This window comes from Achromobacter sp. D10, from assembly GCF_035282245.1.
GTDB classification, from domain to species: Bacteria; Pseudomonadota; Gammaproteobacteria; order Burkholderiales; family Burkholderiaceae_B; genus Achromobacter; species Achromobacter insolitus.
This window is the reverse complement of the sequence record NZ_JAYJLE010000004.1, coordinates 473,938-498,378: the sequence shown is the minus strand read 5'-3', so window position 1 is coordinate 498,378 and position 24,441 is coordinate 473,938. Positions and strand designations below refer to the sequence as shown.

The window sequence follows — 24,441 nt, the reverse complement described above, 5'->3', positions numbered from 1 at the left end:
CCGCGCCCGCCGCGCAACAGCGTCCTTTACCGCGAGGCGAACCGGCTGTCCAGCACGCGGCGCAGACGCACCGCATCCCCGAAGCGCGAGCCGTTGGTGCCTTGTGCGTTGAGCAACACCATGGCCAGGTTGCGCTGGCCGACCTTGACCGCCATGACCAGGCAGTCGCCGGCTTCACGGGTGGTCCCGGTCTTGGACACCAGGATGTCCCACTGCGGACGGCCCACCAGGATGTTGGTGTTGCGGAAGGTCTGGCCCGCGGCCTGGTAGCTTGTCTCGCCGGTGTATTGCCGGATCAGCGGCTGCGTGGATATCGCCTCGAGCAACTTGACGAGATCCCTGGCCGAAGACTGGTTTTCGTTCGACAGGCCGCTAGGTTCGGCGAAGCTGGAGTCAGTCATGCCCAGCGCGCGGGCTTCGGCGTTCATCGCCGCGACGAAGGCCGCCGTGCCGCCGGTATAGGTACGCCCCAGCGCTTGCGCGGCGCTGTTTTCCGAAGGTACGAGCGCCAGCCGCAGCAAATCGGCGCGGCTCAGTTTGGTGCCGGCAGTCAAGCGCGAGGGCAGTTCGCTCGAGGATCTGGTGTCGCTGGCGTCGATCGTGATGATCTCGTCCATGGGCAGGCCAGCCTTGACCAGCGTCAGCGCCGCCATGAGCTTGGTGATAGAGGCGATGGGCCGCACGGCGCCCTCATTGCGCGCGAACAGCACTTCCGAGGTGTCCATGTCCTGGACCAGGATCGTAGTGGACTTGAGCTTGCCGATTTCCTTGGCCGGATCGCGCGTGACCAGCGGAGCGTTGAGCGCCGCGTCGGGGTCCAAGGGTTCGGGTTGCGCGCCCCAGCGCTGGACAGCGATGCGCTTGCCGTAACCATGCAGGCACATCGGCAGGGAGGGTTGGGAATTGCAGGGGTGGAAATTGGCAACCTGTGCACGCGCCGGCACCGGCAGGCTCGCCGCGCTGGCGGCCCAGAGCGCCGCCAGTAAGAATGACATCGATATTTGTCGCACGATCAGCGCCACGACGGCTCCCCGATATGCCGGCAGCGCCCATGGTAGCGCGTTACTGGCAATATGCATTTGAAAGCCGATATTACTGCTGATGGGGCGATTGTTGCTCCCGTGTTTGTTACTGCTGCCATATGTATCCGTGCCCCGGGTGGGGCCACGCAGGGGGAGGAGCTTGCCTTCGACAGCGCTAAGCGCGTGAGATGGCCGCGGCCAGTGCCAGCTGGCGTTCCGCGTCGAGGGCGTGCAGGTTTTCGACCAGCGCCCCATCCACCACGGCCACGCCCTGGCCGGCAGCCTGCGCCGCCCGCCAGGCATCCAGGCGTTTGCGCGCCGTGGCAAGTTCTTCTTTGGTGGGCGCGAAGGCGGCATTGGCCGCGGCGATCTGTTTTGGATGGATGAGCGTCTTGCCATCGAAGCCCTGGTCGCGTCCCTGCTTGCACGCTGCCTCCAGGCCTGCGTCGTCGTGCAGGTCCAGGTGCACGCCGTCCAGTACCGCGAGGCCGTGGGCTCTCGCCGCCATTACCGCCATCGAGCGCGCCAACAGGGTTTCTTCGCGTGACGGTGTGTGGCGTGCATGCAGATCCTTTACCAGGTCCGAGGTGCCGACGACGATCGCGGCCAGCCTGGGGTGGCCGCCAGCGATCACGTCCAGGCGCAGGAAACCCAGCGGCGTTTCCGCCATGGCCCAAAGGGGCAGGTCGGCCGGCGCGCCCGCGGCGTCCAGCGCCTGGGCCAGCGCGGCGAGCTGTTCGGCCGATTGCACTTTGGGTAGAAGCACGGCATCGGCGCCGCATCGGGCGATGGCCTGGACATCTTGCAGCCCCCAGGGCGTGTCCAGCGCATTGATACGCACGATGCATTCCCGGCGTCCGTAGCCGCCGGTGCGCAGGGCATCCGCGACCTGCTCGCGCGCCTGGGCCTTGGCGTCGGGCGCGACCGCGTCTTCCAGGTCCAGAATCAAAGCGTCGGCGTCCAGGCTGCGCGCCTTGTCCAGCGCGCGGGCATTGGCGCCAGGCATATAAAGCACGGAGCGGCGAGGGCGTATCGGAATAGTCATGGCGTGGTTTCAGTTCTTGGTGTTGCCGACGATCTGCACAGGCGTGGTGCAGACATAGCCCACGCCGTATACCGTGCGTATGCCCATGTCGCCGCCGGCCAGCGCGCGCAGTTTGCGGCGCAAGCGATGCATGTGGGCGTCCAGCCGGTGCGTGTCATAGGCCTGGACGCTGGCGCCCAGCGCCTCGATCAGCCGGGCGCGAGACAACGGTAGTGGAGCAGCCTGGATCAGTGCGCCGATCAGCCTGCTCTCGGTGTCGGTGATGTCCACGCTGACCTGTTGGGGCGACACCAGCACCCGGCGGGCTGGATCGAAACGCCAGGAACCGGATTCGGACGCCTCGGCGTTTCCGGCTGGCACCACCCGCAGGCGGCGCGACAACGACACCAGCGTGGCGCCCAGCTCGGCCAGATTGACGGGCTTGGTCAGGTAATGGTCCGCGCCCAGGCTCAGGCCCGAGACCTTGTCCTCGCTCAACAGGCGTCCGGTCAGCATGATGATGCCCATTGAAGGAAACGAGGTTCGCAGGTGCGAGACGCGAGTCAGCGCGTCGCCGTCGGGCAGCATGGCGTCCAGCACGAGGATGCCTGGCGTGACGGTCAGTAGCAGCTGGTCCAGCTCCGCCAGGGAGCCGGCAGTGAGGATCCTGCGGTCCAGGCCGAGGTCCTGTATGTATTCGGCGATAGTGTCGCGCCAGTCTCCGTGGTCGTCGACGATGATGATGGTCACGGCGAGTCCGGCGTCAACGGTTGCGCGCAAGGAGCTTCGAGTGCAAACACGCTATCCGCTCCTTGTATCTGGGTCTTCTTGTAGGGGGGAATTCGCTTGCGCGATATTTTTCGTATGGCGCGCTTGCGGAGAATATCATCATCGCCACTGCGGCGCCGCGTCAAGAATCGCGGATGGCGACCGGGTGCTGGGGGGGCCGCGAGTGGTCAAAAAATGAGCAGCCCGTCGCGTATCCGCCGAACGGCCATCAGCCATGGGTTCGAACCTTTTTTATCCACAGAAATTGTGGATAAGGCCGCCCCTGTGGATACTGTTCTTTTTATGTAGGCAGGTGCTCGACCGGAACGCCCGGCGGTACCTTGCGCATGCGGTCGCGTTCGATGCGCGGCGCCGCAAAACGCGTCTTGCGCGCGGCCGCATTCTGCAGCAGCACGGACAGTACGGCGCCTTTGTCCTGTATCCACTGGCTTTTGCCCCGCAGCAATTTCATGGCGTTCTCGGCCGTGCCCAGGCGGTACGACATGGCGTTGATCTGGACCGAGGTCTTGCCATTGAACAAGGACACATCCTGTTCGGTGATCGCCGCGGCATCGAGGTTGCTGCTGTCGTGGTCGATGCGGTAGATGAACTTCAGACCGCTGTGCGGATCCTGCACCACGACGAACTTGTCCGATCCGGAGACGTCCGAGAGCATGCCGATCACCGGCGATTCGACCAGTTGGTTGCCCCGCTGTTCTTCGGTGTAGAGGAAAATCGTGTGGCGCGTATGGGCGGCCGGGGCGGCCGGGGCGGCGTTAGTGTGTTGCATACCTGGCGTGAGAAGTGCGGGTGGGCCATGAGACCCGGACAAGCGGAAAAGAGCAGGGCGATTCAGGCGACACGGCGCAGGCGTGTCAGCAGGCGCGCTTTGACCGTCGGCCAATCTTCATCGAGGATCGCGAAATAGATCATGTCGCGCGCGCGTCCTGACTGCGCGATCAGGTGCTTGCGGAACACGCCTTCCTCGACGCCGCCGATGCGGAGTATGGCCTGGCGCGATTGCATATTGCTCAGTTCGGTCTTGAATACGACGCGTATGATACCAATTGTTTCAAAAGCATGCTGCAACAACAGGAATTTGGCTTCGGTGTTGGCGCCCGACCGCTGGCTTGAAGGCGTGAGCCAGGTACCGCCGATTTCCAGGCGCTTGTGAGCCAATGCGACATCCATGTAGCGTGTTGCGCCGATGATCTGGTCATCCTCCTGGCGCACGATGACAAACGGCAGGCAATGGCCTTCGCGTTGGGCAGCCAGCGCGCGGTCGACATAGCGCTGCATGTCATCCAGCGTCTGCACGGGTTCGGGCTGCAGCTTCCATAGCTCGGGATGCAGGCCTACTTGCGCAAGCGGGGCCGCATGGCCGGCCGCCAGGGGCTCAAGGCGCACGACCTCGCCCTCCAGTGTGACGGGTTGCAGGCGGGGGACTGTCATGGCGTATTCCTTGAAGGCAACCAGGGCGGTGGACGCGTGCCGGGCAGGGAGGGATTCTACGCGCGCGCTCGCTTGCCGAACACCGCCCGCGAGCGCAGAATGCGCCGCATGAAAACAGACGTCGTGGTATTGGGCGCGGGTATCGTCGGGGTCAGCACAGCCTTGCATCTGGTTGCCCGCGGCCGTTCGGTCGTGCTGCTGGACCGGCGCGGCCCCGGCGAGGAAACCAGCTATGGCAACGCGGGCCTCATCGAGCGCGCCAGCGTGATTCCCTACGCTTTTCCGCGGGACTGGCGCAGCCTGTGGCGCTACGCGCGGAACAATACCCCGGATGTGAGCTACCACCCGCGCTATCTGCCTCGCATCGCGCCATGGCTGCTGCGCTACTGGTGGCATTCGGCGCCGCGGCGCCTGGCACGCGCGGCCGAAGCCATGCTGCCGCTGATCGAGCGCAGCGTAGCCGAGCATGATGCACTGAAGGACGAAGCGGGCATCGCCCATCTGTTCCGTCGCAACGGCTGGCTCGACGGCGTGCGCAGCGAGGCCGGCCTGGCCCGGGCCATCGCCGAAGCCCAGGCGCTCGCGCCCTACGGGCTGAACTACCGTGTGCTGGATCGCGAAGCGCTGACGGCGGTGGAGCCTTCGCTATCGCGCATGGCGGGCGCGATACATTGGCTGGATCCCATCAACGTGTCCGATCCGGGCGCGGTAACGCGAGGGTACGCGGCCTTGTTCCAGCGGCGTGCCGGCGTGCTGGCGCGCGGCGACGCGCGCAGTCTCAAACCATCGGGCAAGGCATGGCAGGTGCAGGGCGAGGAAGGCATGATCGAGGCCCGGGACGTGGTGGTGGCACTGGGGCCCTGGACGCCCGACGTCCTGCGGCCGCTGGGCTATCGCATCCCGATGGCGGTCAAACGCGGCTATCACCAGCACTATGCGCTGGAAGAGGGCGCGGCCTTGTCGCATCCGGTGGCCGACATCGAAAGCGGCTTCGTGGTGACGCCGATGACCCTGGGCGTAAGGCTGACGACTGGGGCGGAGTTCGCGGCGCGTGACGCGCCGCCTTCGCCAGTCCAGATCCAGCGCGCGCGCGCCTTGGCGGGCCAGCTGCTGCCTTTGGGCGCGGCGGTGGAATCGGAACCGTGGATGGGGTGCCGGCCTTGCATGCCGGATATGCGGCCGGTCATCGGACCTGCACCGCGTCATCACGGCCTGTGGCTGGCGTTCGGCCACGCCCACCATGGATTTACGTTGGGACCCGTGACCGGCAAGCTGCTGGCAAGCATGATCACGGGCCAGGCGCCGGACATCGACCCCGCGCCTTACCGCGTCGGCCGCTGAGGACCTGACGCGGCAGGCGTCGTCAGGCTCGGACTCAGCCCTGTTTCGCGGCCTTTTCGCGGCGCTGGCGCACGGCCAGGGCCAGGGCTTCCAGTACGGGCGCGGTCTGCGACCACCCCAGGCAGGCGTCCGTAATGGACACGCCGCGGCGCAGCGGCTGGCCGGGCTTGAGGTCCTGACGGCCTTCTTCGAGATGGCTTTCGATCATGACGCCGGTGATGCGGGCGTCGCCTTGCGCGATCTGGGCGGCAATGTCGTTGGCCACGTCGACCTGGCGCAGGTGCGACTTATTGGAGTTGGCGTGCGAGCAGTCGATCATGACCTGTTCGCGCTGGCCGGCGGCGCGCAGGGCGGCGCAGCAGGCGTCGACGCTGGCCGCGTCGTAGTTCGGGCCCTGCTTGCCGCCACGCAGGATGACGTGGGTGTCCTGGTTGCCGCGGGTTTCGAAGATGGCGGCCATGCCCATCTTGGTCATGCCCATGAAGGCATGCTTGGCGCTGGCGGCGACCATGGCGTCGGCAGCGATCTGCACGCCGCCGTCGGTGCCGTTCTTGAAGCCCAGCGGGCAGCTCAGGCCCGAGCTCAGTTGGCGATGGCTGGGGCTTTCGGTGGTGCGGGCGCCGATGGCGCCCCAGGCGATCAGGTCCGCAATGTACTGCGGGCTGAGCAGGTCCAGGAATTCGGTCGCGATCGGCAGGCCCAGGCCGCTGATGTCCAGGAGCAGCTCGCGCGCGCGGCGCAGGCCTTCGTTGATGCGGAAGCTGCCGTCCAGCCGCGGGTCGTTGATATAACCCTTCCAGCCCACGGTCGTGCGCGGCTTCTCGAAGTACACGCGCATGACGATCAGCAGGTCCTTCTGGTGCTGCTCGGCGGCGGCGCGCAGCAAGCGGGCGTATTCCATGGCCTGGCCATGGTCATGGATGGAACAGGGTCCAACCACCAGCACCAGGCGGTCATCGCGGCCGTGCAGCACGTCGGCGATCTGGGCGCGGCTTTGCTCGACCAGCGTCTGGATGTCGGGCGAGACAGGCAGTTCGTCCTGCAGCAGCGCTGGCGAAATCAAGGGGCGAACCGCGCTGATGCGGGTGTCGTCCGTGCGCGTATTGTCCTGGGTGGAGTCGGCCGCGCCGACCTCGCGGTCGTGCAGGGGGTCGTCAATGCGGGTCAAGGGTAGCTCCGTGCCGTAGATGCGGGGAAAGACATCTATTATGGCACCGGCCGTGCCGCGGGGCGACGGAAGGCTGCCTCCGTCTGGCTGATGTTCCAGATCCTACGACTATCGGCGATGGGCCTGCATTAACCCGTTAGCGATAACGACAGGCCGGGCGCGTTTGCCTTAGCATGGTGTACACAGTTTTCCAGCGGCCGCCTGCGGGGGCCCGCCCTATATTTGAGTAGGACGGTACACCATGCCTAAAACGGAACCCGGCGGGACTCGGCGGATACTCCTCGTTGAAGACCATCCGGTTGAACGCGCCTATCTGCAGAACGTACTGTTGGCGCTGGGATTCCGTCGGGTGGCAGGACTGGGCAGCAGCATCGAAGCCGTCAGCGCGCTGGCGCGCCAGTTCTATGACGTGGTCATCAGCGATATCGTCACGGGCGAGGGCGACGGCACGCGCCTGCCCAACGAACTTCGGCGCCTGGTGGATGCCGGGCGCTTGAAAAGCATGCCGCCGATTATATGGATCAGCAGTCTCAGCGATGAACTGCTGCAATCTCACGTACGGCTGGCCTTGCAGGCCGGCTGCCCCTCGGCGCAGGCGCTGTCCAAGCCAGTATCCCGCACGGGTCTGCAGCAGGCGATCAAGACGGCGCTGCGCAGCGTCGACGAAGACGATACGGCGTCGCCCCGGCAGCGCTCGCTGCGCCGCGATGTCATCGAAGCGGCGCTGGGACATGCGCTGATCACCGGCCAGGGGATGAGCGTGGTGCTGCAGCCTCAGATGAGCCTGTCCACGGGACGTGTGCTGGCCGCCGAAGCGCTGTCGCGCTGGGACCACCCCGAACTGGGCGCCATCCCGGCGGCGGATTTCGTGCCCGCCGCGCACCGGCTCGGGCTGGACCGCACGTTGTTCTGCCGAGTGACCGACCGGGTGCTGGAGGTCCTGCAGCGCATGCACGCCGAGGATATCGCTGTCCCTGTCGCGATCAACGCATCGGCGTCAACGCTGTGTTCAAGGGATCTGCCGGGCTTGCTGGAGCAGCGCGTGGGGCAGGCCGGCCTGCCGGCCCGGTTGGTCAAGGTCGAACTGACCGAAGACGAGCCCGTGACCGATTGGCTGGCCCTGTCCTCGGCGTTGAACCTGCTGCGGGTGCGCGGTTTTGAACTGGCGATGGACGACTTTGGCGCCGGGATTGCCTCGATGCGCCTGTTTTCGGCCATGCCATTCACGGAGCTGAAAATAGACCGTGACTTCATCGTGCACATGCATCGCGAGCCAGCGTCGCGCGCGGTGGTGGCAGCCGCCATTGAAATGGGCCGGGTACTGGGACGGCGAGTGGTCGCGGAAGGCGTGGAACATGAACGCGACATCGAACTGCTGCGTGAGCTGGGCTGCGACGTCGCGCAAGGCTATGGCATATCCGTGCCGTTGGAGCCCGACGCCTTCATCGAATTCTGCCGCACGCACTGATCCGAGCTTCGGGCGCATGGAGTATTCTGGCGCTGGCCGGACCATTCCGATTTCCGGCCGGCTTGACCCGGATCAAGACAGCAGCCGCGCATCGGGAAACGCCGTCGGCGTAGGATTTACCATTGCTCCACGCGGACCGCGCGCGATGGCGCGGCCACAAGATGGAGCGATGAACCAATGCGACGCATTCTGGCCGGTGTCCTACTGATTTCCCTGCTGGCCTGGGCCGGGGCCTACTGGGTGCAACCTCCGGCCGAACTCAACGTCTGGACGGCGCGCGATCAGCTCATCCTGCTGACCGGCCTGGGGGCCTACGCGGTCATGACGCTGATCATGCTGCTGGCGGTGCGCCCGATGTGGCTGGAAACACGGCTGGGCGGGCTGGACAAGATGTACCGGCTGCATAAATGGAGCGGCATCCTGGCCGCCGTGCTGGCGGCGGCGCACTACTTGATCAAGTTAGGCAAGCCGGTACTCCTGGCGCTGTTCGATCCCGTACCCAAGACGCCGCGGGCGGCGGCCGTGCTGGACGTATTCCGCGGTTCCGCCAAGGACATCGGCGAATGGGCCGTGTGGATCCTGGCCGCGATGGTGCTGCTGACGCTGTGGCGGCGCTTTCCGTACCACATATGGCGCCAGGTCCACCGCATTGCCGCGGTGATTTTCCTGGTGGTGGCCTTCCACGGCGTGGTGCTCACGCCGGCGGCTTGGTGGTGGCAGCCCGCGGGGTGGCTCGTCGCCGCGTGCACCGCGGTGGGAACGGTCTGTGCGGTGATGGCGCTGGCCGGCTTGATCGGGCGAGGGCGCCGCTACAAGGGGCAAGTGCTGGCCATCGACCATCTTTCGGATGACATCCTGGCGCTGACTTGCCGGGTAGAGGGCGACTGGCATCACCGCGCAGGGCAGTTCGCGTTCCTGACCGCGGACCGGCGCGAGGGCGCGCATCCATTCACCGTGTCCGGTGCGGACGATGGCACTGGACGGGTGCAGTTTTCCATTAAGGCGCTGGGAGACTATACCCGGCGTCTGCAGCGCAGCCTGCAGGTGGGGCAGGCTGTGACCATCGAAGGCCCGTATGGCTGTTTCGACTTCCAGCGCGACGACGGGCGCCCGCAAATTTGGGTCGCCGCGGGCATAGGCGTCACGCCCTTTATTTCATGGATGGAGTTCTTGCAAACGGACCCCGACAGCGCGCCCGTCGCGACGCTTTACTACTGCGCCCGCAACGCCGCCGACGCGCCGTTCGCGGATCACCTGGAGGCGCTGTGCGCGCGCGTGCCGAACGTCACCCTGCACGTGCGCTACAGCGATACCCAGCGTCCGCTGACCGCAGCGGAACTGGCGGCGGACCACAAGCCAGGCGAGATATGGCCCAGCGTGTGGTTCTGTGGTCCGGCGGGATTCGCCGATGCCCTCAAGGATGGGCTGCACCGGCGCGGCATGCCGGTGAGCGAGCTGTTCCACCAGGAGGCGTTCCAGATGCGCTGAGGGCATCAGATGCCGGAAACCTCGATATCGCCCGGATAGTCGACCGAGAACTTCAACACCGTCTCGCGCGACTTGCCGGGTTCCATTTCCCAGTCCCAGACGAGTTTGCCGTCTTCCTCGCGCTTGATGTCGCGGTCGGCGGGCGAAAGCAGCTTGACCACGATTTTCTCGTTGCGCGAGATGGGTAGGCGGTCCTTGAACGACACCTTTTCCTTCGTGGCCTTGTTGTTCTTGACCGTGATCTTGTACTCGTAAGTCACGCGCTTGCCGCTGCCGGAAAAGCCGGTGCTTTCCGTATAGCGGTTCACGAGCTGGCGCTTGATAGAAATGCCTTCATCGGCGCCCAGCGCCAGTTCAAGCTTTTCTCCCGGCATCACGGACTTCATGGAACTGGCCGCGACGAAGGCGTCGTCCAGGAAGGTGTTGAGGGAACCGGCCAGGAACGGAAAGTCCGTATTGTTGCTGGCGTGGGCGGTCAGGAACATGGCTTCGCGCAGCGCCGGCGTCGACTGGTACTGCAGCGTGGCGGGCAGCTTGGCCGTGGCAATGGCCACTCGTTGCGTGGAATTGTCGGACAGCAGCGTGGCCGGATTCTTGATCTGGAACGAGGCGCTGGTGGCTTCGGCCTGGACTTCCGCGGTTGCCTGCTCCAGCGGTTCCGGCATCATCTCGGCAACCGGCGCGCCGGCGTCCTCGAAGGACTGGACGCGCTGGCGCGACATCTTGGCTTCGGCTTCCTGCCTGGCCGCCGCGACCGGCGCGGGGCTGGGGCGCGGGCGAGGCGGGGGCGGCGGAGCGGCCACATCGACGATCCAAGGCTGCAGCGCGGGCGCGCCGCCGCCCAGCGAGGGCCGCGCGGTGGACAGCGTGAGCTTGACGTTGTTCCAGTCCTCCCCCGTGTTTTGGCGGATGACGCCGAAATAGCCCAGATCAACGCTGCGATCGGCCGGGCGCAGGCGCGCATCGTAGGCGGGCGTCCAGTGGGCGCCGGCCACGGCGTAGGAAACGTTCAGGTCCAGCTTGCCCGCGCGCGCCAGGTTGACGCGCAAGGTGACGGTCTTGGTGCGGCGATTGAGCGAGCTCTGCAATTGATCCAGCTGGTTCTGCAGTGCGGTCAGCTCACGCTCCAGCGCCTCTTTCTGTTCTGCAACCCGGCGCAGCCCAGCCAGCGCCTTGGCCAACGAGTCCGCGCTCAGGGATTGGATCGCCTTGAGCTCGTCCAACGTTAGGCGGGCACCCTCCTTGGAGGGCTCGGTCGCGCCGCGCTGCATCATCAGCACCAGTTCGCGTTGGTTATCCAGCACTGCGGCCTCGTCGTCCAGCAGGGCGTGCTGGGCCTGCAGCTTGCGTACCTGATCCTCCAACTGCTTGACGCGTTCGTTGACGGTGTCGGCTTGATAGGCGTCGCGCACCTTCACGTCGAGCAGTGTGGCCTGGCCGGTGCTTTTGGCGGATACCTGCAACGAATTTTCCTGCAGGCCGGCCGGCAATTTTTCCAGCACCAATTCGTGTTCGCCGGCCGCCAGTTCGCTACTGGCCGCGCGCGTCACGACGGCCCGGTCCTGGTAGACGGTTACCGAACCGATGGAAGAGGCCAGGCCGGCGGCAGCGCCAAGGCCGGGAATCGTCGCTATGGCCAAGGCCAGAAGGGTACGTCGCACTATGTCACCTTTATACAGGTTGGGGTCGCGCGGCGCCGTCCTATCGGGAGGGACGGACCGCCGAGCGCGCCAATTTACATTGCGGGTCGGGGCTTGGTTTTACAGAAAATGACAAACGCGACAGTGCGATACCGCGTCGCACGCGCGCGGGGGCTCAAGGGTGGGCCAGCTTGCGCAGCATGTCCACGGCATTGCCTGCCGCGGTAGACCGGTCGTGCCGGCGGTAGGCCATGTCAAGCAGGGCATGCGGAGCGTCGCCCTTGATGGGGCGGTACTCGATGCCTTGCGCACCCATATGGCGCATGGCGGCAGGCACGATGGAGATGCCGACGCCAGCCGCGACCAGGCTGACAATGGAGGCCATTTGCGGCGCTTCCTGGATAACGCGCGGCGCGAAGCCGGCGCGCAGGCAGGCGGACATGATCGCATCGTACAGGCCGGCGCCTATGGGGCGCGGATACAGCACGAAGTCCTCATCCGATAGCGCAGCGATGGGCACGCTGCGCTTGCGGCTGAGGGCGTGGTCTGGCGGAAGCGCCACCAGCATGGGCTCATCCAGCACGCGTTCGGATTCGAATTCCGGGTCCAGCACGTACGGCGGGCGCACGAACGCCACGTCGACTTCGCCCGCGCGCAGGCCTCGCAACAGCGTGACGGTGTTGCTCTCGGTAAGCGTCACGCGCACATCAGGGTAGCGGTCCCGGTACGCGCGGATGGCGCGTGGCAGGTAAGGGTGAAATACGGCCGACGCCGTGAATCCCACGGTAATCGCGCCGCGTTCTCCGCGCCCAAGGCGGCGCGCCGTGTCGATGGCGCGGTCGGCGCCGGCGAGCAGGGCGCGCGCGTCCTCCAGGAACTGCGCGCCGGCCTCGGTCAGCGCGATGCCCCGCGGCAGGCGCAGGAACAACGGTGTGCCGATTTCGCGCTCCAGCTGCTGGATCTGCTGGCTCAAGGGCGGCTGGCCTATACCCAGCCGGGCAGCGGCGCGCGTGAAGTGCAGTTCCTCGGCGACGGCGGTGAAGTACCGCAGATGGCGCAGTTCCATCGTTATTAAATATGGTGCGGGTGAGTTTCATATATTGGACATATGGGCGGGAAAAGTCTACCTTGATCGCGTGGGTCGCATGCCCGCTGCTTTCGAGAATCCCGATGTCAGTCCCTTCCGCCAGTTCTTCATCCCCGACCGCCGCGTCCTCCCCGGCGGCGCCTGTTTCCACGCCTACGGATCATCTTGCCCGCGGCACCCCGGGATTGCGACGCGCCCAATGGGCGCTGTTTGCTGCTGGTTTTTCCACGTTTTCGCTGCTGTACTGCGTGCAGCCGCTGATGCCGTTGTTCACCCACGCGTTCGGCGTGTCGCCGGCTCAAAGCAGCCTGGTACTGTCTCTTTGCACCGCCTTTCTGGCGGTCGCCATCTTCTTCGTCGGCCTGTTTTCCCAAACGGTACCGCGCAAGCGCGCCATGGCGCTGTCCCTGTTCGCGTCCGCCGTGCTGGGCACCATCGCCGCGGTGGCGCCTGACTGGCACAGCCTGTTGGCGCTGCGCGCGCTGCAAGGCCTGGCCATGGGCGGGGTGCCCGCGCTTGCGATGGCCTATCTGGCCGAGGAAGTCGAGCCGGGCACCCTGGGTTTCGCCATGGGGCTGTATATCGGCGGCAGCGCCTTCGGCGGATTATCTGGCCGCGTCATCACCGGCCTGGTGTCGGATCATTTTGGATGGCGCGCCGCGTTGGGCACGCTGGGCATCCTGGGCATCGTGGCAGCAGTGCTGTTCGTCTGGCTGCTGCCCGCATCCCGCCGCTTTGCGCCGCAGCGGGGCAGGGGCTGGGCCGGCGTGAGAGGCGACGTGCACGCCGGCGTGGTTGCGCACCTGAAGAACGGCCCTCTGTGCGGGCTGTTCGCGCTGGGCGGCCTCCTGATGGGCGCGTTCGTCACCGTGTACAACTATGTGGGTTTTCGCCTGTTGCTGCCGCCGTTTTCCCTGAGTCAGACCTTCATCGGCTTCATCTTCGTGGTGTACCTGGTCGGCATCTTCGCTTCGACCTGGTTCGGCCGCCTGGCAGATCGCCACGGGCGCGGCGCAATGCTGTCTGCCTCGACCGGCCTGGCGCTGGCAGGCTTGCTGCTGACACTGTCCAACTGGTTACCGCTGCTGATCGCCGGGATCGTCGTGTTCACCTTCGGCTTCTTCGCGGCTCATGCGGTGGCCAGCGGCTGGGTCGGACAGATGGCGCGTGGCTACAAGGCCTTGGCCGCGTCGCTCTACCTGCTGGTGTATTACGTGGGATCCAGCGTGCTCGGCTCGCTGGGCGGACATTTCTGGACCACCGGCCAGTGGCCGGGCGTGGCCGCCATGGCGGGCGGCCTGCTGGCCTTGGCATTGGCGATAAGCGCCTGTCTGTACTGGCGCACGGGCCGCGCACCGGCTTCTGCCGCAGTAGGCGGAGGCGCTTCCTGATACCGCGTCAAAAGATATTAATTCTCATTTATAATTTGCGGCACGCTCACTGAGCTCCCCATTCAGATCCGAGGGCCGCGATGAATCCTATCTCCCCCGACAGCCGCAGCCTGCAGCGCGAACACGCGGCGCTGCTAGCCGCCTACGGGCAGGCGCAAGCGCATTGCAGCCAACTGCTTGCGGCGCAGGCCGCGCGCATCCTCTATCTTGAGAGCGAAGCCATGCGCTTGCGCGCGGCGGTCATCTTGCGCGACACCGCGTTGGCTTGGGCGCGCGAAGACCGCAAGGCGCTGGAGACGTCCATTCCCGGCCTGCCTCGCCGCGTGGCGCTGGCTCGCCGCGTTACCCAGCTGATGGAGCGCGTGCAGAGCCTGATGCGCGAACGCCTGGCCTGGCAAGGGAAAACGAGCGCCTGCGCGCGCGGCCTGGAAACGTTGAGCGAGCCGCCGGCGTGGCGGCCCGCGCCCTCAGCCGTCACGCTGCGCGAGAAGGCGGTTTTGTGCGTGGGCGAAGATACCGTGGCCCTGGCGTTGACCCGCAAGCTGGTCGAGCTGGCCGGTGGACGCTACTTGGGCCACGATGGCGGCGCGGACGCCGACGGAGACACCCTGGAAGCCAGCCTGGTTGCCGCCGACCTGGTGATCTGCCAGACCGGCTGCGTGAGCCATGGCGCCTATTGGCGCGTCAAAGACCATTGCACCCGCACCGGTAAACAGTGCGTGCTGGTGGACAAGCCCGAGGCCCTGCATTCGCTGCGGCTGCAACGCGAACCGCTGGAGACTGACGGCTGAACCGGGGGCTCCCGAAGGCTAACCGTAGCGTCGGGTTACCTAGCGTTTCGGCTGCGCGGCCACTCCCGGAATACAGTGGGCGGTTAGGGGGCCGACATGCTGACCAAGCGAGACCGAGTGGCGCTACCCTGGACGGACACGCTAGCCCGCCTGGAGGATGAGCGCATCATGTTGCAGCGGATAGCCGCCGGCGTGCCGCTGGCTGAAGTGCTGGAGCATGTGCTGCATGCCATCGAGGCGCAGTCCAGCGTGGAGCTGCGCACCTCCATCGCGCTGGTGGACGAAACCGGCAATTTTCTCCTGCATGGCGCCGCGCCCAGCTTGCCGATGGCTTACAACGCGGCGGTGCACAAGGCCGCCATCCGTCCGGACACCGCGTCCTGGGGCGAGGCGGCCTATACCGGCAGTCCTGTCTATGTAGAGGATATCGCCGCCAATCCGGGATGGGAACGCTGGCGGGACCTGGCCTTGTCGCATGGTTTGCGGGCCTGCTGGTCTACGCCGATCAAGGCGCCGGATGGCCGCCTGCTCGGCGTGTTTTCCAATTACTACCCCGTGGTGCGCTCGCCCTCGGCGCATGACATCGACGCGATCGCGCTCGTGACCCGCAGCGCCGCGCTGGCCATAGAGCGCCACCTGACTGAGCTGGCGTTGCGCCAGAGCGGCGAACGCTGGCGCGCCATGTTCGCGGGCATGCAGGAAGCTTTTTTCCTCAGCGAAGCATTGCGCGATGACAGCGGCCGCATCGTCGACTTCCGTTTCCTGGAAGTGAATCCCGCATTCGAGCGCCAGACCGGGATGAAAGAAGGCGACACCCTGGGCCACACGTTGCGCGAAATGATCCCCGGCGTGCCCGGGCAGATCATGGACACGTTCGCCCAAGTGGTCGAGACCGGCGAACCGACTCAGTTCGAGTTCATGGTGCCCGCGCCCAAGGAAGCCTGGTACGAAGCCCGCGCGCGCAAGGACGGCGCGGACAGGATGATGGCGCTGTTCCTGGACGTGACGGCGCGCAAGGCAGCGGAAGCCGAGCTGTGGGAAGGGCAACATCGCAAGATCTATTTGGCCGCGCTGGGAGACCGCCTGCGTGAACTGCACCGCCAGGAGGATATCGAGCAGGCCGCTTGTGAAGGCCTGAGCCAGCATCTGGCGCTGGGCCAGGTGGCGGTGCTGGATTCGAAGGGCGAGGGCCAGGCACCTGTCATTTCCTCGAGTTGGCCCTCGGCCTCCGAGCTGCTGGGGCAGCCGCCGCATCACCTCGATGCCTTGACGGACGATTACCACGCCGCATTGCGCCAAGGACGCACGACGTACCTGGCGCCCCTGCTTGGAGAGGCTGGCGGCGATATCCGTCCCTGGGCGATCATCGTGCCATTGCGGCGCTGGGGCCGGCACGGCGGCGCCTTGTTGGCGCGGCCTTCGTCCGGCAGCCGGCTCAGGGGCAGCGACATTGCCTTTATCGAGGAAGTGGCCGAGCGCATGTGCGGCGCCGTCGAACGCTCGCAGTACGCGCGCATGCTGGAGCAGCGTGTCGAGGATGCGATCGCGGAGCGAGACCGTATCTGGCGCTTGTCCGCCGAGCTGCTGGCCGTGATCGACCGGCAAGGACGCTTTGTCAGCGTAAACCCGGCGGTGCGGTCGATCCTCGGGTGGAGTCCTGACCAATTCATGTCCATGGACCTGCGTGAGTTGATCCATCCCGACGACCTGGCGCCGACCCTGGCCGCGTGGGCCTGGGCAACCGGGGACATCGGACCGCGCACCGGCGCGAAGCATCTCGAAAACCGCCTGCTCAAGCGAGATGGCGGCTATCGCTGGATAACCTGGAGCATGTCCTGGGCGCAGGACAGCCTGTATCTGACGGGCCGGGACGACACCGACCTGAAGCTGCAGGCGGAAGCGCTGCGCGACACCGAGAACGCGCTGCGGCAATCGCAGAAAATGGAAGCGGTGGGGCGTCTGACCGGCGGCATTGCCCATGATTTCAACAATATGCTGCAAGGGATATCGGGCGCGCTGTATCTGGTCCAGCGCAAGATCACGGCAGGTGCGCCGGAACAGGCGCTGCGCTTCGTGGACGTTGCCATGGATTCGGCGAACCGGGCTGCGCATCTGACCCAGCGGCTGCTGACATTTTCGCGTCGCCAGCCCATCGATCCCAAACCGTTCTGCGCGGCCTCGGCGCTTCAATCGATGGTCGCCTTGTTCCACCGCTACACCGGCGAACGGGTCACGTTGCGGCTGGACCTGCAACCTGAATTGTGGACAGTGTGCTGCGATAAGAACCAGTTCGAGAATGCCATGCTGAATCTAGTGATCAACGCCTGCGATGCGATGCCCAATGGCGGTGCATTGACGGTGGCGGTGCGCAACGTGGAACCAGATGATCCGCTGCTCCTGCAATCCGCGGGCGCGCACGCGGGAAAATTCGTGGAGGTTTCGGTGACGGACGAGGGCTGTGGCATGCCGCCCGATGTGCTGGCGCACGCGTTCGATCCGTTTTTCACGACCAAGCCTATGGGCCAGGGAACGGGCCTGGGTCTGTCCATGATCTACGGATTCGCCAAGCAGGCGGGCGGCGCGGCCAGTCTGGAGAGCACGGTCGGCGAGGGCACGACGGTGAGGCTGTTCCTGCCCCGCCACGATGGCGCGCCCGAAAACCTGCGCAACGGCGAACGCCCGGCAGCGGTGTCGCCCGGCGGGGCGCGCAAGGAAGTCGTGCTGGTGGTGGAAGACGATGCGAACGTGCGGGAGATGGTGCGTGAATGCCTGGCTGAACTCGGGCTGGAAGTCTTGACTGCCGCCGACGGCGAGGCCGGGTTGGAGGTGTTGCAGTCCGGGCGCGGCATCGACCTGCTGGTGACCGATGTCGGATTGCCAGGCCTTAATGGCCGACAGTTGGCCGACGCGGCCCGCGTGGCGCGTCCTGGCCTGCGCGTGCTGCTGATGACGGGGTATGCCGAGAGCGCCGCGCGCGGCCAGGGCTTTCTGGAACAGGGGTTGGAGCTGATCGTGAAGCCCTTTCGACTGGACAAGTTGTCCGAGCGCGTGCAGCGCATGCTCGACACCGCGCCCGGCGGACCCAGCCCGGCCGGCTAGTGCCGGCGCCGCAATTCGGCGGGCGGCATGCGCAACTGCCCGCGGTACTTCGATACCGTGCGGCGCGCCAGCAGAATCCCGTTCGCGGCCAGTTGCTGCGTCAATGCCACATCCGACAGCGGCATCGCCGGATCCTCGGCCTCGACCATTTCCTTGATCAGGGCGCGCACCGCGGTCGCGGAGCAGGATCCACCGGTGTCGGTCGCCAGTTCACGCGAAAAGAAATGGCGGAACTCGAAGACCCCGCGCGGCGTCACCATGTATTTGCCGACGGTTGCGCGCGACACCGTGGATTCGTGCATGTCCAGATCATCGGCCACTTCGCGCAGCATCAATGGCCGCAAGGCTACGTCGCCATATTCAAAGAAGGTCTGCTGGCGCTTGACGATGGCCTCTGCCACACGCTGGATGGTGACGTAACGTTGTTCGACGTTGCGGACCAGCCAACGGGCTTCCTGGAGTTCCTGCGCCATGGGACTGCGGTCATCGAGTCGGGCGCGGCGGAAGAGTTCGGCATAGGTCTGGTGCAACCGGGCCTGGGGCATTGCATTGCGGTTGGGCAGCACGCGCCAGCGCGACTGCCACTTATCCACGTACACATCGGGAACGACATAGACGGGAGCTTCTGCGCTGTAGCGGCTGCCGGGCTTGGGGTCCAGGCTGCGGATCAGGGCGCAGGCCTCGCGCAGCGCATCCTCGGAGCAGCCGAGCTGCTGGCGCAGGCCGGCACAATCGTTGCGGGCCAGCCGATCGAGCTGTTCCTGCACAATGCGCAAGGCCAGGCCTCGCTGTTCGTCGCTGATGCCGGTCGCAACCGCCAATTGCAGCGACAGGCATTCGGACAGACTACGCGCCGCCAAGCCAGGCGTGTCCAATTGCTGGACCAGGCGCAATGCCGTCATCCACTCGCCTTCATCCGGAACGGGGTCCGCGCCGCGATGATTGTCGCCCCACAAGCTGGCCAGCGGCACACGCAGGTAACCGTCCTCGTCCAGGGCGTCGATGATGTATTCCGCCAGCAGGCGATCCCGCGCCTGCAACTGATAATTGCCGAGTTCCTGTGACAGGTGCTGGCTCATCGACAACGTCGACGTCACCCATAGGCCCTGGTCGCGATCCGGGCCGTCGCCCTGTGCGCGCGTGGGGTAGTCGCCGGAATAGCCGGGCGCGTCCGGCATCGGCGGCTCCGTTTGCGCCGCGGGCTCGGCGGGTGCCGGCACGGCTTGCTCGGCGGCGGGAGGAAAGGTCGGCGCCTCAGACGGCATGTCGCTGTCCTGCTCGTCGGGGTCCTCCAGGAATGGGTTGCTGGCCAGGGCCTGTTCCACGGCCGTGGTGAATTCCAACGCGGACATTTGCAGCAGCTTGACGGATTGCTGGAGCCGGGGCGCCAGCGTCATCTGCTGGCGCAGGCGCAATTCTTGCGAGGGGTAGGCCAATCGAGTCTCCTGGACAAGGGCTGCCGACGGGCAACTCATCCTGATACTCAAGCAAACTCCGTGCCATGTGCCCTTGCGGGCAGGACCGGGAGGCTGACGCGCGCCGGACTGCCTCAGTATTACAAGGGAGTGGTAAGAAATGCCTCTCGTGCCGCCGGCGGCCTTGCAGGCATCAGGAGGCTGCAGGGTTCTGCGCGTCCCTTTCGTATTCGTCCAGCCGGTTGTAGAGCGTCTTCAAGCTCAGCCCCAAGGTTTCAGCGGCAATGCGCTTATCGCCCGCGTGGTGCGCCAGGGTTGCCAGGATGAAGGCGCGTTGTGCCTCGCCCAGCGACATGCCGATAGGAAGCGTCAACGATCCTTCACGCATTGTGGGCCGTTGCTCGCCGCGCGAACGCGGGCGCAGGTCGGCCTGAAGTACGCCATCGGCCAGGATGAACGCTCGCTGCACTACGTTGCGCAGTTCGCGCACATTGCCGGGCCAGTCATGCTGGGCAATTGCTTCCAGCATCTCCGCGGAGAAGGTCTTTTGCGTGCCGTTCGCCGTATTCAGGGTGTCCAGGAACCAGTGCGCCAGCACCAGCGCGTCGCCGTCGCGTTCGCGCAAGGGCGGAACGCGCAGCGGAATCACCAGCAGGCGGTGCAGGAAGTCCTGTCGTAAACGGCCCTCGGCAACCGAGGCGTATGGATCGCGGTTGCTCGCGCAGATGATGCGCACATTCGCGCGCAACAGATCTGAGCCGCCCACTCGCTGGTACGTACCGGCCTCCAGCACGCGCAGAAAGTTGACCTGCAGATCCGGCGGCATTTCGGTCACTTCATCCAGGAACAGCGTGCCGCCACTGGCGTACTCGAAGTAGCCGGCGTTCTGAGCGACCGCGCCCGTGAAACTGCCTTTCTCGTGGCCGAACAATTCGGCATGCGCCAGGCTGCCGCTGATGGCGCCGCAGTTCACGGCAACAAAGGGCTGTTCCCGGCGTTCACTGGCGTCGTGGATGGCGCGGGCCACAATCTCCTTGCCGGTGCCGCTTTCGCCCACGATGAAAACGCTGGCATCCGTGGCGGCTGCAAGCTGGACCTGGGCGTTCAACTTCTGCATCACGGTCGACAGGCCGGATGCATCCATGAGCGCATCGGTAGGGGAGGCTGCCGCGGCGCGCGCGGCGGTGGAAGTGCTGCGATTCGCCATACGGATTCCTTGGCCCACGCCGGGCCATGAGTCTGCCCTCATGCTAGAGGGACGGAAGGGAGCGGGATGCGACGATTTGCAAGCATTCGAAAATGTTGATGGAAAGTGTCGAACATTTGCCACTGATTCGCCCGTTATCGCTATGCTGACTTACTCATCACAAGATCCGCGATACGGAGCAAGCATGCCTCATCTTCTGATCGTTGATGACGACCCCGCAATCCGGGAAACCCTGGCCGAGATCGGCCGGGAAAGCGGTTTTTCGGTAGCCCTGGCCGGTAGCGTCAAGGATGCGCTGATCCAACTGGAACGGCACATTCCCGACCTGGTGCTGACAGACATCCGCCTGCCTGAAGGCAGCGGCATGGACATATTCAAGAACGACGCCGCGGCCAGCGCGGAAGTCGTGGTGATGACGGGCCACGGCACGGTGGACAACGCCGTGCAGGCGCTGCGCCTGGGCGCTACCGATTACCTCGTCAAGCCCATCTGCATGGAGCGCCTGAACGGTATTTTCGCGCGCGTCAACGCAAGCGCAGGTAACGATCTGGCCGGCGCGCCGTTCGAAGAGCCGGGCCGCTACGGCAAGATGTATGGCGCGTCCGCGTGCATGCAGGAACTCTATCGCCAGATCGGGCGCGTGGCGTCCACCACCGTGACAACCTTGTTGATCGGTGAAAGCGGCACGGGCAAGGAACTGGCGGCACACGCCATCCATGAGCTCAGCGCGCGCCGCCAACGGCCGCTGATCGCAGTGAATTGCGGCGCGATCTCGCCAAACCTGATCGAAAGCGAAATGTTCGGGCATGAACGGGGCAGTTTTACCGGGGCGGACCGCCAGCACAAGGGTTACTTCGAGCGTGCCGACGGCGGCACGCTGTTTCTGGACGAAGTCACCGAGATGCCGCTGGACCTGCAGGTGAAGTTGCTGCGCGTCCTGGAGACGGGACAGTTCATGCGCGTGGGCACGAATCGGGAAATCGCCTGCGACATACGCATTGTGGCCGCCACCAACCGCGATCCCGAGCAGGCGGTGCGAGAAGGCAAGCTGCGCGAAGACCTGTATTACCGGCTGAGCGTCTTTCCCATCAAGCTGCCGGCGCTGCGTGAACGCGGCGACGATATCCTGTTCCTGGCGAACCGCTTCCTGCAAGGCTTGAACCAGGAATCCGGCAAGAACAAGGAATTCTCGCCGCGCGCGGTCGCCGCGCTCCAGCAATACGAATGGCCCGGCAATGTGCGGGAACTGAAGAACTATGTGCGCCGCGCCTTCATCATGGCCGATGGCGACAAGCTTGACGCAGACATGCTGACGCCGCGAGTGACCCCGGCGGGCGAGGGCGCATCCGGGCACGTGAGCGTGCCCGTGGGAGAAACGCTGGCGGAAGCGGACCGGCGCCTGATCCTGGCGACGCTCGAACGCTGCAACGGCGTGAAAAAGCAGGCCGCGGCAGTGCTCGGCATCAGCCCCAAGACGCTCTACAACAGGCTGGAGGAATATGCCGCGGCGGACGCGCAAGCGTCTGCCGCGCTGCCTGCCCGGGAACAGGACCGGTCCTGATTTCATTTCCCGTACCGGGTTTTCAGGTCCGCCATGCAGGCGTCCTTGGCGTTGCCTGACATGCCGTCGCATTTCTCCTTGCCGACCTTGTAGTCGGCGTCGTTGCGCGTCTTGGCAGCGTCGTGCGAGGCCTCGGCCTTTTCCTTGCCTGCCTTGGCATCGGCCCGGGCTTTGTCGCGCGTGGCTTCGGCCTGCTGCTGGCAGACGTCCTTCTCATTGCCTTTCATGCCGTCGCAGCGTTTTTTGTCCAGCTTGTATTGATTGTCGATTTGCTCATTGCTGCGCACGGTGGTGGTGCCGCCTTGCGTGGTTTGCGCCTGGGCCTGGAAGGCGAGGGCGGAAAGGCTCAGGGCTACGGCGGGGAAGACGACTCGGGACAGATTCATGACTGACTCCTTGTGGATGACCCGACACTGCGCGGGCCTGTGGCACAGCGAAGCAAGTGCCATGCCCGGCCCCGCCGGGCACGCCGCTTGCTCGGGCTTGGACCGGGGCCGGCGATCCTGGCCCCCACCTGGAAAATTGCCCGATTTGCAGGGGAGTGAAAGCATGAAACGCAAGCGCACGGAAAACGAAAAGGCAGAACCGGAAAAGGCAAAGGCCAACGAGCCGCATACCGAGACTGAAGCCGCACACCGCAGTGGGCAATTCGGCACGGACAAGCCGGGCTTCGGCAAGCGGTCCGTCGCGCCCAAGCGCGACTCGGACAAGAAGCCAAATGACAGGGGGGCCGAGTACGAAGAAGGGGGCCAGTATCCCGGCAAGCGCCCGGGCGGCAAGTAGTGACGCTCCGGAGATCAATCCGGCGCTTCACCCAGGCGGAACAACAGCACGACGCTGTACAACGCCGCCAGCCCGATGAGTCCGTAGACGCTACGGATAGCCGCTGCGGAGGGCAGGATCTTCTCGAACACGTCCAGTCCCACGGCGGCGATCAAGCCGGAATTCAAACCGCCTGCCACCACCGCGATCAACGCCGACCAGTCCAGGATGGAAAGACTGCGGGTCTCTGGAGGAACGAGCGGCGGCGCGGGTTCTTCTTCCAGTTCGGAAAAGTCTTCGTTCTTGCCTGGCATGTCCATGCTGGTGTCCTTTGCGCGAGCTGCGAATAGGCGGGACTGCGGGCGGACTGCCGATGCATGCCTGGCCAGGCCGCTGGTCCCCTACAGCAAGCACCGTGCCCGCCGCGGGCATGGCAATTGCTGCACGACCGGCAATGCATTTTCGCGCTGGAGAGCACTATGTCCTTGATCGTTGCAGCCCGATTCGACACTTTCGACCAGGCCGCCGAGGCGGCGAACAAGCTGTGCGCGGAAGGTTTTACCGAAGACAATATCCACACCTTCTACATCAATTCCGCGGGCGAGCACGCGCGCTATCCCATTGGCGGCGACCGCGTCGCGGATCCAGACGCCAAGGGCGGCCATTTCGGTGCGGTGGCGGGCGCGTCCGCCCTGGGCCTGGTATTTGCGCTGCTGGGCGGCCTGATTGCCGCCCGCGTGGGTGCACCGGTGCTGATTGTCATCGCCGCGGCTGGGGTCGGCGCGTATCTTGGCGCGCTGGCCGGAGCACTCTGGGTCGTCGGCCGCGGCCGGCGCACCCGCGTTGCCGCGTCCGCCACGGCGGATGCGCATCCCGCTGTGCGCCATGCGGGCGTCATGCTGGCGTTGCACGTGTCGCCCGACCGCGATGCCCATGCCAGGAACATTTTGGCGGCGGCAGGCGGCCGGGACATCGAGCGGGCGCAAGGCCGTTGGCAAAACGGCAAATGGGTAGACTTCGACCCGCTGACGCCGCCCCACCGCGTGCAAGCGCAGACGATGGCGAACTAGGGTGGGCTACCCGCCACGGGAGGCAAAAATGAAGAAAACGACATGGATTGCCGGCATCGTCGCGGTTTGTCTGCTGGCGGCGCCAGGCGTGCTTGGCGGCGTCCAGGCCCAGGAGCTGGCGGAGCCGGACGCGCGTTTTCTGCAGGCGGCGGCGGGATCCGGGATGTTTGAGGTCGAGGCGGCGGAACTGGCGAAAAAGCGCGCGGCGGGCAACGACGTCAAGGCGTATGCGGCGGAGATGCTGGAGCAGCATCGCGGCATGAATGCCGAGATCAAGACCTTGGCCGAACGCAAGCAAGTAAAGTTGCCCGGCGAACCATCCGAACCCGACCGGGGCACGCTTAAGCAGCTGGGCGAGCGTTCCGGGGCGGACTTCGACGCGCTGTACATCGAAAAGGCGGCTGTGGACGCGCACACGACCGCGAATCGCCTGTTCGAGACAGCTGCGCGCGAGGCAAAGGACCCGCAGGTACGCGACTTCGCGGCGCGTGCGTTACCCGTCGTGGCCGAGCACCTCGCCCTGAGTCGAAAGCTCCAGAAGGTGCCGCCGGCCGACCCGGATAAGATCCAGCCCGCCGTGAAGGGCGAAGCCCCCGCAGTGTCGCCCGCGTCCCGCGAGGCGCCGGCGTCGATTGCGCCGGCGAAACCCTGAAGGCCGGCGCCCGGATGCGCGGCCGGCGTAAATCC

22 protein-coding genes are annotated in these 24,441 nt (G+C 65.6%); 10 read left to right on the top strand and 12 right to left on the bottom strand.

The window, feature by feature from the left end; all coding sequences use genetic code 11:
* Window positions 1–26: 26 nt before the first annotated feature.
* The 5 genes from VCS63_RS14595 to VCS63_RS14575 form a co-directional block, all read right to left on the bottom strand.
* Window positions 27–995, bottom strand: a complete 969-nt coding sequence (locus VCS63_RS14595; protein WP_223306477.1) for a serine hydrolase — start codon at window positions 993–995, stop codon at window positions 27–29.
* A 202-nt stretch (window positions 996–1,197) separates the two neighbouring features.
* Window positions 1,198–2,067 (bottom strand): HpcH/HpaI aldolase/citrate lyase family protein, encoded by an 870-nt coding sequence (locus tag VCS63_RS14590; RefSeq protein ID WP_149064514.1) that lies wholly within the window; start codon window positions 2,065–2,067, stop codon window positions 1,198–1,200.
* Window positions 2,068–2,076: 9 nt separating this feature from the next.
* The gene (locus VCS63_RS14585; protein ID WP_042797065.1) at window positions 2,077–2,796 is read right to left on the bottom strand and encodes a response regulator transcription factor; all 720 of its coding nucleotides are present in this window, start codon (window positions 2,794–2,796) and stop codon (window positions 2,077–2,079) included.
* Between the two features lie 319 nt (window positions 2,797–3,115).
* On the bottom strand, window positions 3,116–3,604 hold the full coding sequence (locus VCS63_RS14580) for a hypothetical protein (protein WP_063640581.1): 489 nt from the start codon (window positions 3,602–3,604) through the stop codon (window positions 3,116–3,118).
* A gap of 62 nt (window positions 3,605–3,666) precedes the next feature.
* A complete protein-coding gene (locus VCS63_RS14575) occupies window positions 3,667–4,266 on the bottom strand; it encodes a GNAT family N-acetyltransferase (RefSeq protein WP_149064515.1) in 600 nt (199 codons plus the stop codon).
* Window positions 4,267–4,374: 108 nt separating this feature from the next.
* Between VCS63_RS14575 and VCS63_RS14570 the strand changes: the two genes are divergently transcribed.
* Entirely contained in the window at window positions 4,375–5,607 is a 1,233-nt protein-coding gene (locus VCS63_RS14570) for an NAD(P)/FAD-dependent oxidoreductase (RefSeq protein ID WP_278486443.1), read from the top strand.
* A 34-nt stretch (window positions 5,608–5,641) separates the two neighbouring features.
* Here the strand turns inward: VCS63_RS14570 and VCS63_RS14565 are convergent, their stop codons facing one another.
* Window positions 5,642–6,775, bottom strand: coding sequence for a 3-deoxy-7-phosphoheptulonate synthase (locus VCS63_RS14565; RefSeq protein ID WP_042793629.1), 1,134 nt, complete (start codon window positions 6,773–6,775; stop codon window positions 5,642–5,644).
* Between the two features lie 241 nt (window positions 6,776–7,016).
* Here VCS63_RS14565 and VCS63_RS14560 point away from each other — a divergent pair, with 241 nt between their 5' ends.
* Together VCS63_RS14560 and VCS63_RS14555 are read left to right on the top strand one after the other, a co-directional pair.
* On the top strand, window positions 7,017–8,243 hold the full coding sequence (locus VCS63_RS14560) for an EAL domain-containing protein (protein ID WP_042793627.1): 1,227 nt from the start codon (window positions 7,017–7,019) through the stop codon (window positions 8,241–8,243).
* Window positions 8,244–8,420: 177 nt separating this feature from the next.
* Entirely contained in the window at window positions 8,421–9,731 is a 1,311-nt protein-coding gene (locus tag VCS63_RS14555) for a ferric reductase-like transmembrane domain-containing protein (RefSeq protein WP_042793626.1), read from the top strand.
* A 5-nt stretch (window positions 9,732–9,736) separates the two neighbouring features.
* On the opposite strand, the gene VCS63_RS14550 is transcribed toward VCS63_RS14555, so the two are convergent.
* A complete protein-coding gene (locus VCS63_RS14550) occupies window positions 9,737–11,392 on the bottom strand; it encodes a mucoidy inhibitor MuiA family protein (RefSeq protein ID WP_233461633.1) in 1,656 nt (551 codons plus the stop codon).
* A 154-nt stretch (window positions 11,393–11,546) separates the two neighbouring features.
* A complete protein-coding gene (locus VCS63_RS14545) occupies window positions 11,547–12,437 on the bottom strand; it encodes a LysR family transcriptional regulator (protein WP_063640585.1) in 891 nt (296 codons plus the stop codon).
* A gap of 104 nt (window positions 12,438–12,541) precedes the next feature.
* Between VCS63_RS14545 and VCS63_RS14540 the strand changes: the two genes are divergently transcribed.
* From VCS63_RS14540 to VCS63_RS14530, 3 genes are all read left to right on the top strand, one after another.
* Window positions 12,542–13,849, top strand: a complete 1,308-nt coding sequence (locus VCS63_RS14540) for an MFS transporter (RefSeq protein ID WP_149064519.1) — start codon at window positions 12,542–12,544, stop codon at window positions 13,847–13,849.
* Window positions 13,850–13,929: 80 nt separating this feature from the next.
* Window positions 13,930–14,640 (top strand): DUF2325 domain-containing protein, encoded by a 711-nt coding sequence (locus tag VCS63_RS14535; protein ID WP_042793623.1) that lies wholly within the window; start codon window positions 13,930–13,932, stop codon window positions 14,638–14,640.
* A 96-nt stretch (window positions 14,641–14,736) separates the two neighbouring features.
* Entirely contained in the window at window positions 14,737–17,739 is a 3,003-nt protein-coding gene (locus VCS63_RS14530; protein WP_323880173.1) for an ATP-binding protein, read from the top strand.
* Here the strand turns inward: VCS63_RS14530 and VCS63_RS14525 are convergent.
* Window positions 17,736–19,214: an RNA polymerase factor sigma-54 gene (locus VCS63_RS14525; RefSeq protein WP_323880336.1), complete on the bottom strand. Its 1,479-nt coding sequence runs from the start codon at window positions 19,212–19,214 to the stop codon at window positions 17,736–17,738. The genes VCS63_RS14530 and VCS63_RS14525 overlap by 4 nt on opposite strands.
* Window positions 19,215–19,347: 133 nt before the next feature.
* Window positions 19,348–20,361, bottom strand: a complete 1,014-nt coding sequence (locus VCS63_RS14520; RefSeq protein WP_323880171.1) for a sigma-54 dependent transcriptional regulator — start codon at window positions 20,359–20,361, stop codon at window positions 19,348–19,350.
* A 184-nt stretch (window positions 20,362–20,545) separates the two neighbouring features.
* Between VCS63_RS14520 and VCS63_RS14515 the strand changes: the two genes are divergently transcribed.
* A complete protein-coding gene (locus VCS63_RS14515) occupies window positions 20,546–21,922 on the top strand; it encodes a sigma-54-dependent transcriptional regulator (protein ID WP_278486435.1) in 1,377 nt (458 codons plus the stop codon).
* Between the two features lie 2 nt (window positions 21,923–21,924).
* Here VCS63_RS14515 and VCS63_RS14510 read toward each other — a convergent pair whose 3' ends face one another.
* A complete protein-coding gene (locus VCS63_RS14510; RefSeq protein ID WP_042793619.1) occupies window positions 21,925–22,308 on the bottom strand; it encodes a hypothetical protein in 384 nt (127 codons plus the stop codon).
* 163 nt (window positions 22,309–22,471) lie between these two features.
* Here VCS63_RS14510 and VCS63_RS14505 point away from each other — a divergent pair, with 163 nt between their 5' ends.
* Window positions 22,472–22,705: a hypothetical protein gene (locus VCS63_RS14505; RefSeq protein WP_063640591.1), complete on the top strand. Its 234-nt coding sequence runs from the start codon at window positions 22,472–22,474 to the stop codon at window positions 22,703–22,705.
* A 14-nt stretch (window positions 22,706–22,719) separates the two neighbouring features.
* Here VCS63_RS14505 and VCS63_RS14500 read toward each other — a convergent pair whose 3' ends face one another.
* Window positions 22,720–23,004: a DUF378 domain-containing protein gene (locus tag VCS63_RS14500; protein ID WP_063640592.1), complete on the bottom strand. Its 285-nt coding sequence runs from the start codon at window positions 23,002–23,004 to the stop codon at window positions 22,720–22,722.
* 159 nt (window positions 23,005–23,163) lie between these two features.
* On the opposite strand from VCS63_RS14500, the gene VCS63_RS14495 reads away from it, so the two are divergent.
* Together VCS63_RS14495 and VCS63_RS14490 are read left to right on the top strand one after the other, a co-directional pair.
* Window positions 23,164–23,754 carry a hypothetical protein gene (locus VCS63_RS14495; RefSeq protein WP_323880169.1) on the top strand — a complete coding sequence of 197 codons (591 nt, stop codon included), beginning with the start codon at window positions 23,164–23,166 and terminating at the stop codon, window positions 23,752–23,754.
* Between the two features lie 28 nt (window positions 23,755–23,782).
* Window positions 23,783–24,406, top strand: a complete 624-nt coding sequence (locus tag VCS63_RS14490; protein ID WP_076813564.1) for a DUF4142 domain-containing protein — start codon at window positions 23,783–23,785, stop codon at window positions 24,404–24,406.
* Window positions 24,407–24,441: the final 35 nt, after the last annotated feature.

Bases quoted from the DNA above. Each gene is read 5' to 3' on its own strand.
- VCS63_RS14510 (WP_042793619.1), bottom strand. From the start codon at position 22,308: ATGAATCTGTCCCGAGTCGTCTTCCCCGCCGTAGCCCTGAGCCTTTCC.
- VCS63_RS14540 (WP_149064519.1), top strand. From the start codon at position 12,542: ATGTCAGTCCCTTCCGCCAGTTCTTCATCCCCGACCGCCGCGTCCTCC.
- VCS63_RS14505 (WP_063640591.1), top strand. From the start codon at position 22,472: ATGAAACGCAAGCGCACGGAAAACGAAAAGGCAGAACCGGAAAAGGCA.
- VCS63_RS14500 (WP_063640592.1), bottom strand. From the start codon at position 23,004: ATGGACATGCCAGGCAAGAACGAAGACTTTTCCGAACTGGAAGAAGAA.
- VCS63_RS14520 (WP_323880171.1), bottom strand. From the start codon at position 20,361: ATGGCGAATCGCAGCACTTCCACCGCCGCGCGCGCCGCGGCAGCCTCC.
- VCS63_RS14560 (WP_042793627.1), top strand. From the start codon at position 7,017: ATGCCTAAAACGGAACCCGGCGGGACTCGGCGGATACTCCTCGTTGAA.
- VCS63_RS14535 (WP_042793623.1), top strand. From the start codon at position 13,930: ATGAATCCTATCTCCCCCGACAGCCGCAGCCTGCAGCGCGAACACGCG.
- VCS63_RS14545 (WP_063640585.1), bottom strand. From the start codon at position 12,437: ATGGAACTGCGCCATCTGCGGTACTTCACCGCCGTCGCCGAGGAACTG.
- VCS63_RS14575 (WP_149064515.1), bottom strand. From the start codon at position 4,266: ATGACAGTCCCCCGCCTGCAACCCGTCACACTGGAGGGCGAGGTCGTG.
- VCS63_RS14495 (WP_323880169.1), top strand. From the start codon at position 23,164: ATGTCCTTGATCGTTGCAGCCCGATTCGACACTTTCGACCAGGCCGCC.
- VCS63_RS14570 (WP_278486443.1), top strand. From the start codon at position 4,375: ATGAAAACAGACGTCGTGGTATTGGGCGCGGGTATCGTCGGGGTCAGC.
- VCS63_RS14580 (WP_063640581.1), bottom strand. From the start codon at position 3,604: ATGCAACACACTAACGCCGCCCCGGCCGCCCCGGCCGCCCATACGCGC.
- VCS63_RS14595 (WP_223306477.1), bottom strand. From the start codon at position 995: ATGTCATTCTTACTGGCGGCGCTCTGGGCCGCCAGCGCGGCGAGCCTG.
- VCS63_RS14515 (WP_278486435.1), top strand. From the start codon at position 20,546: ATGCCTCATCTTCTGATCGTTGATGACGACCCCGCAATCCGGGAAACC.
- VCS63_RS14490 (WP_076813564.1), top strand. From the start codon at position 23,783: ATGAAGAAAACGACATGGATTGCCGGCATCGTCGCGGTTTGTCTGCTG.
- VCS63_RS14525 (WP_323880336.1), bottom strand. From the start codon at position 19,214: ATGAGTTGCCCGTCGGCAGCCCTTGTCCAGGAGACTCGATTGGCCTAC.
- VCS63_RS14590 (WP_149064514.1), bottom strand. From the start codon at position 2,067: ATGACTATTCCGATACGCCCTCGCCGCTCCGTGCTTTATATGCCTGGC.
- VCS63_RS14530 (WP_323880173.1), top strand. From the start codon at position 14,737: ATGCTGACCAAGCGAGACCGAGTGGCGCTACCCTGGACGGACACGCTA.
- VCS63_RS14555 (WP_042793626.1), top strand. From the start codon at position 8,421: ATGCGACGCATTCTGGCCGGTGTCCTACTGATTTCCCTGCTGGCCTGG.